Below are 13,882 nucleotides of genomic sequence, written 5' to 3'. Positions count from 1 at the left end.
TGGAAACTCCTTCGACGCCCATGTCCGCGACGGACCACATCGCGGCGCTGCCCGAGCGACTCCAGGAGGAGCTGCGCCGGCGGCTGGCCGGCCGGGCAGGCTCCGGCGTTCCGACCGGTGACGACGCTCTGCCGCGGGTGGCCCGTGAGGGCCCGCTGGAGCTGTCCGCGGCCCAGCAGCGGCTGTGGTACCTCCACGAGGTCGACCCGGGGAGCACCGAGTACAACACCATGCGCGCTCTGCGCCTCACCGGTGACCTGGACGTCGCCGCCCTGGAGTCGGCCGTGCGCCGACTGGTGGAGCGGCATGAGGCGTTGCGGACGACCTTCGACACCGTCGATGGTGTGGGACGCCAGTTCGTCCGTCTGCCGGCCGGGACGGCACTGCCGTACGAGGATCTCGGCGCCCCGCCGGACGGGCGGGACCCGGCGGACTTGCTGGACGAGCGGCTGCGGGAGGAGGCCCACGACCCCTTCGACCTGCGACACGGGCCGGTCTTCCGGCCCCGGCTGCTCCGGCTCGCCCCGAGGGAGCACGTGCTGCTGCTGAGCATGCACCACATCGTCACCGACGGCTGGTCGTTCGGGATCCTGGCCGACGACCTCGCGGTGCTCTACGACGCTGCGACCGGCGGTGGCCGGGCCGCGTTGCCCGAGTTGACCGTCGGGCAGCCGGACGTCGCCGCCTGGGAGAACCGGCGCCTGAACGCCCGCGGTGACGGTGGTGTCGCCGGCGGGTTGAGCCACTGGCGGGACCGGCTCGCCGGGCTGGAGCCGCTCGACCTTCCCACCGACCTGCCGCGCCCGCCCGTGCGCAGCGCTGAGGGCGCCGTCCACCTCTTCGGCGTGCCCCACGAGGTGACCGGGCGGTTGCGCGAGCTGGGCCGGTCGCGGAGCGCCACACTGTTCATGGTGCTGACGGCGGCCGTGGACGTGCTGCTGGCCCGCTGGACGGGGCGGCGGGACATCGCCGTCGCCACGGCGGTCAGCGGCCGTGGGCACGTGGACACCGAGCGACTGGTCGGCTGCTTCGTGAACACGCTGATCCTGCGCACCGACGTCGACGAGGACCGGCCCTTCTCCCAACTGCTGGCGGCGGTCAGATCCGGACTGCTGGACGCTTTCGCGCATCAGGACGTGCCTTTCCAGCGGGTCGTGGAGGAGCTGCGGCCCGAGCGGGACCCGAGCCGCCCACCGCTGACCGAGGTGGCGGTCAACCTCCACAACGAGCAGGCCGCGCCGCGGCAGCCGGCCGGCCTGCAGGCCGAGGACCGGCCCGTCCCGCTCACCACCGCCAGCATGGATCTGGCATTCGACTTCTTCGAACGTGACGGCGCGCTCGAAGTCCACCTCACCTACGCCACCGGTCTGTTCACCGAGGAGACGGCCGAGCGGATGGCCGGTCAGTTGTCGACCCTGCTTGCCGCACTCGCGGACGGGGCGGAGGCACGTCCGGTGGCCCTGCTGCCCACCCTGGACGCCGCGGAGCGCCGTCGGCTGCTCGACCTGTGGCCGGACAACGGGCCGGGCGCGGCCCCCCGCACCGTCCCCGATCTGTTCGCCGACGCGGTGGCCCTCGACCCGTCGGCCCTCGCCCTGATCACCGACGAGGAGCAGCTCGACTACGCGGAAGTCGACCGACGTTCGAACCGGTTGGCCCGGATGCTGATCGCCCGTGGCGCCGGACCGGAGGACATGGTGGCCGTGGCGGTGCCGCGCAGCGCGGACACCGTGGTGGCGGTGCTGGCCGTGCTGAAGTCGGGTGCCGCCTACCTGCCGCTCGACCCCGATCAGCCCGACGAACGACTACAGCTGATCCTGGAGGACGCCGAGCCGGTGCTGACCGTCACCACGGGCGCGCTCGCCGACCGGTCCCCTGCCCGCTCCGCCCAGATCGTGCTGGACGACCCCGGAACCACAGCCCTGCTGAGAGGCCTGCCCGCCACCGCGATCAGCGATGCCCAGCGCACCACACCGCTGCTGACAGCGCACCCGGTCTACGTGATCTACACGTCCGGATCCACCGGGCGTCCCAAGGGCGTCGTGGTCACCCATGCCGGAGTGCACGGCCTCGTGGCGGGCCAGGGCACGCACTTGCGCACCGGGACGGACGCCCGGGTCCTGCAGTTCGCCTCGTTCGGCTTCGACGCCGCCTTCTCGGAACTGGGAATGGCGCTGCTGCGCGGCGGCGCGGTCGTCGTCGTACCCAAGGAGCGCGTGCTGCCCGGCGAGCCGCTGGCCACGACGCTGCACCGGCATCGCGTCACCCATGCCACCCTGCCGCCCGGCGCGCTGTCCGCGCTCGCCACGGCCGAGATACCGCGGGAGCTGACGCTCGTCGTCGCCGGCGAGGCCTGCCCGCCCGAGGCGGCCCGCACCTGGTCCGACGGGCGACGCCTGATCAACGCCTACGGGCCCACCGAGGCCACCGTGTGCGCCACCATGAGCGACCCGCTGACCCCGTCGGCCATAGGCACCCATGTGCCCATCGGCAGGCCACTGCCCGGCGTGCGGGTGAAGATCCTCGACGCCCGGCTGCGCCCCGTCCCGCCGGGCGTTCCCGGCGAGGTCTACCTTTCCGGCCATGCTTTGGCCCGCGGCTATCTGCGCCGCCCGGACCTGACGGCGGAACGGTTCGTCGCCGATCCGTACGGCACGGCGGGCACCCGTATGTACCGGACCGGTGACCGAGCGGTGTGGCGCGCGGGCGGAGTCGTCGAGTACCTGGGACGCACTGACGACCAGGTCAAGGTGCGCGGGTTCCGGATCGAGCCGGGCGAGGTGGAGGCCGTCCTCGAACGACACGAGGCGGTTACCGCCGTCGCCGTCGCGGTCCGGCAGGATGCTCGGGGCACTCGTCGGCTCGTCGCCTACGCCGCACCGGCCGACGGCCATGCGCCGGACCCTGCCGCACTGCGCAGGCACGCACGCACATACCTGCCCGAGCACATGGTGCCCTCGGTGGTGATGGTGCTGGAGAGACTGCCGCTGAACGCCAACGGCAAGGTCGACCGGCGGGCGCTGCCCGAACCCGACCTGGGGGCGGCCACCACCGGCCGCATGGCCCCGCGCAACGCCACCGAGCGCACGCTGGCCCGGATCTGGTCGGAGCTGCTCGGCATCCCCGAGGTCAGCGTCGACGACAACTTCTTCGATCTGGGCGGCGACTCCATCCTCGGCCTCCAGGTCGTCTCGCGAGCGCGCGAAGCCGGGCTGCGGCTCACCGCCAAACACACCTTCCTCCGGCAGACCATCGCCGAACTGGCGGCGGAGGCACTGGCCACCCCTGATGAGGAACAGCCGACCGCCGCCGCAGAGCCGACCGCCGACGGCGAGATACCCCTGCTGCCCGTCCACCGCTGGTTCTTCGACACGCTCGGCGCCAGTCTGGACCGCTTCAACCAGCATGTTCTGCTGGAACTGGATGCCGGCACCGATCCCGGGGCGCTGCGCTCCGCGCTGGCCGCCGTCGTGGGCGAGCACGACGCGCTGCGGTTGCGCGCCCGGCGCGGGCCGGAGGGGTGGCAGCTGCGCCACGCGCCGGCGGAACCGGCCCTCGACCTGCTGCGGGTGACCGATCTGTCGGGCGAGGCGGACCCCGACACGGCCCTGCGGGAGGCGGCCGTCGCCGCCCAGTCCGGATTCGACCTGGCCGAGGGGCCGCTGCTGCGCGCCGAGTTGTTCATCGATGAGGGGCGCCCGCCACGGCTGTTCCTGGCCGCCCATCACCTCGTCGTGGACGGCGTCTCCTGGCACATCCTCCTGTCCGACCTGGAGAAGGCGTACCGCCGGACACGCGCCGGCGCTCCCGTCGAGCTGGGGCCGCGCACGACGTCCCCGGGCGCGTGGGCGGCCCGGCTCGCCGCACACGCCGCCGACGGTGGCCCGCTCGGCGAACTCGCCCACTGGCAAGGGGTGCAGCGGGCGATCGCCGAGGCCGGCCGACTGCCTCTGGACAGCGCCGAACCGGGCGAGAACACCGTTGCCGGCGCTGATGAAGTGACGGTCCGGCTGGACGAACGGACCACCGACGCCCTGCTGCGGCACGTCCCGCGCGCCTACCGCACCCGCGTCAACGATGTCCTGCTCGCCGCGCTCGGCCGGGTCCTCGCCGACTGGACGGGCTCGGACACGGTGCCCGTCACCCTGGAGGGCCACGGGCGCGAAGCACTGTTTCCCGACGTCGACCTCTCCCGCACGGTCGGTTGGTTCACCTCCGTCCACCCGGTGGCCCTCGCCATGCCGGTGAAGCACGACTGGGGCGCCGTACTCAAGAGCGTCAAGGAGCAACTGCGCGCGGTACCCGGGCACGGACTGGGCTACGGATTGCTGCGCCACCTCGCCGGCAGTCCGGAGGTGCTGCCGGCCGGCCCGGAACCGCAGGTCAGCTTCAACTACCTCGGCCGACAGGGAATCCCGGGTGACGGCACCGGCCTGCTGCGCGGCACGCACCCGGTGCCGGGCGCCGAGCGTGCCCCGGATCAGGCACGCGGCCATCTGATCGAGATCAACGGCGAAGTCCGGCACCGCCGAATGGAGTTCCGTTGGGAGTACGCCACCGGGGCGCACCGCCGCGCGACCGTGGAACGGGTCGCCGGGGCCTTCGCCGCGGCACTGGAGGCGATCGTCGAGCACTGCGCCCGGCCCGGCGCCGGCGGATTCACCCCCTCGGACTTCCCGCTCGCCGCCCTGGACCAGGTCGCCGTGGACCGGATCACCGCGGACGACCCGTCGGTCGAGGACGTGTACGCACTGTCCCCGGCCCAGAGCGGCATGCTCTTCCACTCCCTGACTGCGCTCGCGGACGGCGAGCGCGACCCCTACACCGGGCACTTCTCGGTACGGGTGGACGGGGTGACCGACCCGGCGGCGCTCGGCCGGGCCTGGCAGCACGTGGTGGACGCGACCCCCGCCCTGCGCACCTCGGTGCACTGGGCCGACCTCGGGGAACCCGTGCAGATCGTGCACACCGGCGTACCCCTGACCGTCGAGTACCTGGACCACCGGGACCTGGACGATGCCGCGCGGGAGGCGGCGCTCGGCGCGTTGTGGGAGGAGCGCGAGCGGCGCACCGTTCCGCTCGACCGGGCGCCTCTGCTGCGGCTGCTGGTGGTACGGCTGGCCGACAGCGCTGTGCAGCTGTACTGGTCGGCCCACCACCTCGTGATCGACGGCTGGAGCTTCTCCTCCGTACTCGCCGATGTCTTCTCCGAGTACGCCCGCCTCATCGGCCGCTCGCCCGCAGCCCGCCCGGCCGCCCGCCGCCCCTACCGGGACTACATCGCCTGGCTCGCCGACCAGGACGCCTCGGCGACCGAGCGGCACTGGCGGCGGGTTCTGTCCGGACTCGCGGCCCCCACCCCGCTGCCATACGACCGGGTGCCCGTGCGCGCCCACGCGGCCCGGTCCTCCCGGGAGGTGGGACTGCGGCTGTCCGCCGCGCGTTCACGGCGCCTCTACGACAGCGCCCGCGGCGCCCGTCTCACGGTGAGCACCCTGGTCCAGGGGGCCTGGGCGGTATTGCTGTCCCGATACTCCGGCGAGGCCGACGTGTGCTTCGGCGTGACCGTCGCGGGGCGGCCCGCGGACCTGCCGGGCGCCGAGGACATGGTCGGCCTGTTCATCAACACCGTCCCGGTGCGGGCCCTGGTGGACACCGGGTCGGGCACCGCGTCCTGGCTGCGCGGTCTGCAGGCCGCCGCGGCCGATTCCCGGGGCCATGAGCACGCGGCACTCGTCGACATCCGGCGCTGGAGCGATCTGCCCGTCACGAGTGGTCTGTTCGACAGCATCGTCGTCTTCGAGAACTACCCGTACGACTCCGGCGCCGCGGTCCGCTCGGGACTGGAGGTCGGCTCGTACCTCGGTGACGAACACACCAACTACGCGCTCACCCTCACGGCGCACGCCGCCGACGAACTGCGTCTGGCGATCGGCTACGACCCCGACCTCTTCGACATCGACACCGTCGAGCGCATCGCCGGCCACCTGGACACGCTGCTCGACGCGCTCGGCCCGGCCCTCGACTCCGCCCCGGACACACCTGTCGGCGAGCTGCCCCTGCTCACCGAGGCCGAGGCCCACATGCTGCTGGTGGAGTGGAACGACACCGCCGTCGAGGCATCCACACCCCGGCTGATCCATGAGCTGTTCGCCGAGCAGGCCGCCCGTACCCCCGACGCGCCCGCCCTGGCGGACCGCACGACGACCCTGACGTATGCCGAGCTGGACCGGCACGCCAACCGGCTCGCCCAGCACCTCGTCGGTCTCGGCGCGGGCCCCGGCCGGGTCGTCGGCATGCTCGTCGAGCGTGGCACCGAGGCCACCGTCGTCATGCTCGCCGTGCTCAAGGCTGGTGGGGCGTTCGTACCGCTGGACCCGCAGTACCCGGCGGCACGGCTCAGGCTGATGCTCCAGGACGCCGAGGCGCCCGTGGTCGTCACCCGGGGGCCGCTGCGCCACCTGCTCGCAGGCCATTCCGGCACTCTCGTCGACCTGGACCGCGACGCCGAGGCCATCGCCGCGCAGTCGGCCACCGCCCCGCACGGCGACGTGACCCCCGACGACCTGGCGTACGTCGTGTACACCTCCGGCACCACCGGCCGCCCCAAGGGGGTCATGGTCGAGCACCGCCAGGCCCATCACATGGTGCGCGCCTGGGACCTGCGCCACGGGCTGACCGACATGCGCCCGCGGGTGCTGTCCGTCTCCAGCCTGTCCGTCGACCTGTTCTTCGCCGACTTCCTGCTCTCCGCCCTCTTCGGCGGAACCATGATCGTCTGCCCGCAGGAGTCCGTCGCCGACCCGGTGGCCCTCGCCGACCTGCTGCTCAGCAGCGAGGCCCAGCTGATGATCACTGTTCCTTCGCTGGCCCACGCGCTGGCCGCCGAGTTCACCTGGCGGGGGCGCTGCCCCGAGGCTCTGCGGCTGCTCATGGTGGGCTCAGAGGGCTGGTCCCTGCCGGCGGCCGCCGAGGTGTGGCAAGCGCTGTCGCGGAACACCGTGGTGGTCAACGCCTACGGCTCGACCGAGACCACGGTCGACTCCACCCACTTCGAACTGGGCCGGGACCCGCTGGGTGAGGGCGCGTACGCCCCCGTCGGCCGACCACTCGCCAACACCTCCGTGCATGTGCTGGACGAGGCGCTGCGTCCGGTACCCGTCGGTGTGGCCGGCGAGTGCTACATCGGCGGTGACGGCGTCTCCCGCGGCTACCTCGGCCGACCCGACCTGACGGCCGCACGCTTCCTGCACGACCCGTTCGCCGAGCGGCCCGGCGCCCGGATGTACCGCACGGGGGACCGGGCGCGCTGGCGGGCCGACGGAAACCTGGAGATCCTCGGCCGGGTCGACGACCAGGTCAAGATCCGGGGCTTTCGCGTCGAACTCGGCGAGGTGGAGGCCGCGCTGACCCGTCATCCCCAGGTCGCCGAGGCGGCCGCCCGGACCTGGCGGGACGACACCGGCCGCGGCCGGCTCGCCGCCTACGCGGTGCCCGCACCCGGCGCTGCCCCGGACCCGGCCGGCTTGCGTGCGTTCCTCGCCGATGCCCTGCCCGAGGCGGCGGTGCCGACCGCCGTGGTGCTGCTGGACGCGCTGCCCGTCCAGCCGAGCGGCACGGTCGACCGGGCCGCGCTCCCGCTGCCGCGGACACCGGTGAACGAGGAGCGCCCGTACAAGGCGCCGCGCACCGACACCGAGCGGGTGCTCGCCGAGATCTGGGCGGAGGTGCTCGGCGTGCCCCGGGTCGGAGCCGATGACCGGTTCTTCGACCTGGGCGGCGACTCGGTCCTCAGCATCCGGGTGATCTCCCGGATCCGGACCCGGCTCGGACGGCACGTCTCACCGCGCCAGCTGTTCGACACGCCGACCGTGGCCGCGCTGGCGAGCGCCCTCGACGTCGGGGACACTCCGCCGGACCGCGGTCGGCCGGGCCCGGTGCGCACCGGGCGGAGCGGCCCGTCACCGCTGTCCTCGGCCCAGGAACGGCTGTGGTTCTTGCACCAGTTCGACCCATCGAACGTCGAGTACAACCTCGTCACCGCGATGCGGCTGCGGGGTTCCCTCGACACGGACGCCCTGTGCGCCGCGCTGGCCCGGATCATCGAGCGGCACGAGCCGCTGCGCACCCTGTACACCACCGTGGAGGGACGGGCGATGCAGTTCGTCCAGCCCGCCCCGGCTGCGACCAGCGCTCTGCTCGACGTCGTGGACGCCGGTGCGGTGGACGGGCCCGGTGCCGAGGCCGCCCTGCTCGAGCGGATGCGGCAGGAGGCCGCCCGGCCGTTCGATCTGAGTACCGGCCCGGTGCTACGGGCCACCCTGTTCCGCAGCGGCCCGGCCGACCACAGCCTGCTGCTGGTCATCCACCACATCGCGACGGACGGCTGGTCCATGCGGATCCTCGCCGACGAACTCGCCGCCTGCTACGCCGCGGCCCTCGTCGGTACCGAGGCCGCCCTGCCCGAACTGCCGGTGAGCTACCAGGACTACGCGGTCTGGCAACGTGAGTCCCTCGCCGCCGACGGCACCGACCGCCACCTGGCGTACTGGCGGGGAAGGCTCCGGGGGATCACTCCGCTGGAGCTGCCGGTCGACCGGCCCCACCCGGCCGTGCGCGACTCCGCGGGACAGGCTCACCTCTTCACCCTCGATACCGGACTCACCGTTGCTCTACGCGAGTTGGCCCGACGGTACGACGTCACGCTGTTCATGGTGCTGACCGCAGCGGTGAAGATCCTGCTCGCCCGCCTCACCGGTCAGGACGACATCGTCGTGGGCACTCCCGCCTCCGGCCGCGAGGGCCAGGAGACCGAGGGGCTCGTCGGCCTCTTCGTCAATACGGTGGCGCTGCGCTCGGCCGTCGACGCCGACCAGCCGTTCGACGAGTTCCTCGCGGATGTCCGTACCACCCTGCTGGACGCATTCGTCCATGAGAGCACGCCGTTCGACCGGATCGTGGAGGCACTGCGGCCCCAGCGCGACCCCAGCCGTAACGCCGTCGTGGAGGTCATGGTCAACCTGGAGCGGGAGCAGTCCGGCGGACTCGCTCTGCCCGGCCTGGCGGTCGAGGAGATACCGCTCACCAGCGGTGCCGTCAGCCACGATCTGAGCTTCCACTTCACCGATCGCGGTGGCCGGGTCACGGCGGCCGTCGGCTACGCCACCGCCCTGTTCGACCCGGACACCGTAGAACGCGTGGCCGGCCATCTGCGGGTGCTGCTGCACGGCATCACCGCCCTTCCGCGCACCAGGATCGCCGCCCTGCCGCTGCTGAGCCCGAAGGAGGAGCGGGCCGCCCTGGAACAGGCCGGGGACGGCCGGCCTGCCGCGCCCAGCGACGCCGGCGGCGCCACTCTGGCGGACCTGTTCGAGGCCCAGGCCGCGCGCACGCCGATGGCGCGGGCGGTGACCGACGGCGCACGGCATCTGACATACGCGGAACTCGACGCGCGCGCCGACCGGCTCGCGCACCGGCTCGCCGCTCAAGGAGTGGGTCCCGAGTCCCTGGTGGCCGTGGCACTGCCGCGAAGCGCCGACCTCGTGGTGGCGCTGCTGGCGGTACTGAAGGCGGGCGGCGCATATGTGCCGCTCGACCCCGACTACCCGGCCGACCGGGTGGCGTACATCCTCGCCGACTCCGGCCCCTCGGTGCTGCTCACCAACACCGCCGTGCGGCCCACGCTGTCCGCGGTCGACCTGCCCGTTCTGCTCGTGGACGAACCGTCGGCCGAACGGGAGTCCGGCGAGCCTTCCCCGCCGCCCGGCCGTGCCGTGCTGCGCCCGGCCCACCCGGCGTACGTCATCCACACCTCGGGCTCCACCGGCCGGCCCAAGGGCGTGGTCGTCCCGCACCGCAACGTGGTGCGCCTGTTCACCGAGACCGCGCACTGGTTCACCTTCGGCGCCGATGACGTCTGGACGCTGTTCCACTCCTTCGCCTTCGACTTCTCCGTCTGGGAGCTGTGGGGGCCGTTGCTGCACGGAGGGCGTCTCGTCGTCGTCGACTACGACACCTCTCGCTCCCCGGAGGACTTCCTGGCCCTCCTGGCCCGGGAACGGGTGACGGTGCTCAATCAGACGCCCTCGGCGTTCTACCAACTCGACCAAGCGGACGAGCTGGCCCATGCCGGCGCGGGTGACGCCCCCGACCTGGGCGCACTGCGCCGGGTGGTGTTCGGCGGCGAGGCCCTCGATCCGAGCCGGCTCGCGTCGTGGTACGCCCGTCACCCCGAGGACGCGCCGGTTCTGGTCAACATGTACGGGATCACCGAGACCACCGTGCACGTCACGCATCTGCCGCTGGACGCCGGCTCGGCAGCCCGGTACGGCGGCCGCAGCGTGATCGGCGAGCCCATCCCTGATCTGCGCGCCCGTGTCCTCGACGGAGGTCTGCGGCCGGTTCCCCCGGGCGTCATCGGCGAACTGTACGTGTCCGGTGAGGGGTTGGCGCGCGGCTACCTCGGCCGCCCCGCGCTGACCGCCGACCGGTTCGTCGCCGACCCCTTCGGGCCGCCCGGTTCCCGCATGTACCGCACGGGCGACCTTGTGCGGCGCCGGGCGGACGGCGGCCCGGAGTACGTCGGCCGCGCCGACCACCAGGTCAAGATCCGGGGCTTCCGGATCGAGCCGGGCGAGATCGAGGCCGTACTCGGCGCCCAACGGGCCGTGGCCCGTGCCCATGTGGCCGTCCGGAACACCACGACCGGCACGCCCCAGCTGGTGGCCTACGTCGTTGCCGCTCCGGGCAGCGCGATCGACACCGCCGGTCTGCGCGAGGCCGTCCGGCGGACCCTGCCGGAGTACATGGTCCCGGCCGCCTTCATCGTGCTGGACGCACTGCCGCTGACCGCCCACGGCAAGGTGGACCGGACCGCTCTGCCGACGCCGGACACCAAGGACGGCATGGCCGGCGCGCCCCGGGCGCCCCGGACGCCGTCGGAGGCGAAACTGGCCGCCGTCTGGGCGGAGGTGCTCGGCGTGGAGCGCGTCGGCGTGGACGACGACTTCTTCGCGCTCGGCGGCGACTCGATCCTCAGCATCCAGGCGGTGTACCGCATCCGCCGGGCCGGTCTGCGGGTGACGGCGAAGGACCTCTTCACTCATCCGACCGTGGCGTCCCTCGCCGCCGTCGCCGAAGAACACCAAGCGGAGACCGCCGGGCCGGACCTGCTGCCGGACACCGGCTCCGCACCCCTGACCCCGATCCAGCGGCACTTCCTGGACCGCGGTGACCGGTCCCCGTACCACTACAACCAGTCCCTCACGCTGGAACTGGCACAGACCTGGGCCGCGCTGGACGAGAGCGCGCTGCGGGCCGCGCTGGCCGCGCTGCCGGTCGGGCACGCCGCGCTGCGGACCGTGCTGACGCAGGCGGAGGACGGCTGGAGGATGGAAGTCCTCCCGGCTGGAGAAGGACCCCGCACCGCCGTCCCGCTGGTGCGGCACGATCTGTCGCAGGTGCCCGTTGCGGACCGGCGTGCGGCCGCCGACCGGCTGGCGGCCGTGGCGGACGCGGCGCTCGACCCGGTCTCCGGACCCGTCATGCGTTCGCTGCTGTTCACCTTCGGCGCGGACGAGCGACCGTGGTTGTTCCTCACCGCCCACCACCTGGTGATCGACGCGGTGTCCTGGCGCATCCTGCTGGACGACCTCACCACCGCACACGAGCAGGCCGTTGCCGGCCGCATGGTCGACCTCGGCGCACGGACCACTCCCTTCCGGGACTGGGCGGCACGGCTCGCCGCGCACACGGCGGACGGCGGCTTCGACAACGAGGCGGACCACTGGTCCGCGCTGCCCGAAGGCACCGGGACGCTGCCGGTCGACAGCGGCGGACCCAACACGGTGGGGTCCCGTGACCACCTGGAGGTGACCCTGGACGTGTACGACAGCGAGATCCTGCTGCGCAAGGCACCCGGCGCGCTGCGGACGCGGACCGGTGACGTGCTCCTCGGCGCGCTGGCCATGGCTCTCGGCCGCTGGGCCGGCCGGCCGGACGTGGTCGTGGACGTCGAAGGCCACGGCCGGGAGGACCTCTTCCCGGACATCGACCTGTCCAGGACCGTCGGCTGGTTCACCACGCTGTACCCGGTCGCTCTGGCCCTGCCCGATGACGGGGGAGAGGACCTCACCGCATGGGTGCGGTCGCTACGGCGCACGCTTCGAGCCGTACCCGGCAAGGGACTCGGCTACGGGGCCCTGCGCACCCTGAGCCGGCCCGGCGGGCCGGGGCGAGCGCTCGCCGGTCGACGGTATTCCGACGTGGTCTTCAACTACCACGGGCAGGTGGACGCCGGGACGGGCGCGGGATCGCTGGTGCGGGGCCACCTGCCGGCACTCGGCACAGATCAGAGTCCTGACAACACGGCCTGGCACCTGCTGGACGTGGTCGGGGTCGTGAGCGAGGGAAGGTTCCGTTTCACGTGGTACTACTCCAGGAACATCCATCACCAGGCGACCGTGGAACGGGTGGCGGAGGAATTCACGGCCGTGTTGCAGACCATCGCCTCCCGGGTGGCGGACCAGTGAGCGGCTCGGACGCCGCCGCGCTGCGCGAGGAACTGCGCCGACTGTGCGTACGGCACCGGGTGCCCGGGGCCCAGTTGGCCGTGCACCACGCGGGCGTCACGGTGACGGTGGAGCACGGAGTACGGTCCCTGGCCGACGGCGATCCCGTCACCGCGCTTACCGCCTTCCCGGTCGGCTCCGTGACCAAGGTGTTCACCGCGGTCCTCACCCTGGTGCTGATCGAGGACGGGGAACTCGGTCTGGACGAACCACTCGCCGCGCACCTTCCCGGATTCGGCGTCGGCGAGAAGGTCACCGTCCGCCAACTCCTCAGTCACACGGCCGGCCTGGCGTCGGCGGTCGCCGAGCCGGAGCCTGGCGCCGCGTACACCCGGTCGCACTGGCTGCGCGAGCACACCAGGGAAGGCGACCTGGTCCATTCGCCGGGCACCGTCTTCTCGTACTCCAACGCTGGGTACGTCGTCGCGGGCGCGCTGGTGGAGAAGGTGACGGGTATGGACTGGCGTGAGGCCGTCGGCGCGATCGTGCTGGAACCGCTCGGCATCGAGCCCTCCTTCGTCACGGGCCGCCCCGCGGCGTCCGCCCGGCCGGTGGCGGCCGGGCACACTGTGCGGCACGGCCGGGACCGGATCGTCGCCGTACCCGAACAGGCGCTGCACCCGGTGGAGGATCCCGACGGCGGCCTGGCTGTGAGCGCCGCCGATCTCGTCGCCTTCGCCGGCCTGCTCGCGGACGCGGGCCGGGCGGCGGCGCCGCTCGGCCCGGCCACGGTGGCGGAGATGTGCCGCGACCAGCTCGGCGGCGTCCGTGCCGGACCGGCCGGAATGGCCGACGGCTGGGGGCTGGGCCTGGCCCGGTACACGGACGGCGCCGGACGTGACCGCTACGGGCACGACGGCACACTCGACGGCGTCTCCTGTCATCTGCGCTTCGACCCGGCCGACGGTACGGCGGTGGCCCTCACCACCAACGCCAACACCGGCGCACAGCTGTGGGACGAGCTGTCCGAGCACCTCGCGGGCGCCGGCCTGCCGGCGGGCAACGGCACGGGTACGGCGGCGCTGTTCGCGGCCCCCGAGGCTCCACCGCCCGACGACTGCCTGGGCACCTATGTGAACGGGCCGACCACGCTGACCGTGGAGCGGGCGTCGGACGGGCTGCTGCGGCTCGCCTCCGAAGGGAGCCCCGCCTATGCGCTGACCTGCCGTACCGGTGGCTTCTCCCTGCACGACCTCGACGGCGGACCCGCGCTGTTCGTGGGCCGCTTTCTGTGCGACGCGGCCACGGGCCGCACGGACGGCCTGCAGTTCTCGGGGCGTCTGGCGTGCCGTGTGCGACAGGCCGATGGGTAG

The 13,882-nt window shown here is 73.1% G+C and carries 2 protein-coding genes; both read left to right on the top strand.

The window, feature by feature from the left end:
* Positions 1 to 20: 20 nt before the first annotated feature.
* Entirely contained in the window at positions 21 to 12,530 is a 12,510-nt protein-coding gene (locus tag ACIHCL_RS13615; RefSeq protein ID WP_399860928.1) for an amino acid adenylation domain-containing protein, read from the top strand.
* Positions 12,527 to 13,882, top strand: a complete 1,356-nt coding sequence (locus ACIHCL_RS13610; protein ID WP_399860925.1) for a serine hydrolase domain-containing protein — start codon at positions 12,527 to 12,529, stop codon at positions 13,880 to 13,882. The genes ACIHCL_RS13615 and ACIHCL_RS13610 overlap by 4 nt, the downstream gene beginning before the upstream one ends.

This window comes from Streptomyces sp. NPDC052042, from assembly GCF_044548345.1.
GTDB lineage: Bacteria > Actinomycetota > Actinomycetes > Streptomycetales > Streptomycetaceae > Streptomyces.
The sequence above is the reverse complement of the archived record's forward strand: the minus strand, read 5'-3'. Positions and strand labels throughout refer to the sequence as shown.

Bases quoted from the DNA above. Each gene is read 5' to 3' on its own strand.
- ACIHCL_RS13615 (WP_399860928.1), top strand. From the start codon at position 21: ATGTCCGCGACGGACCACATCGCGGCGCTGCCCGAGCGACTCCAGGAG.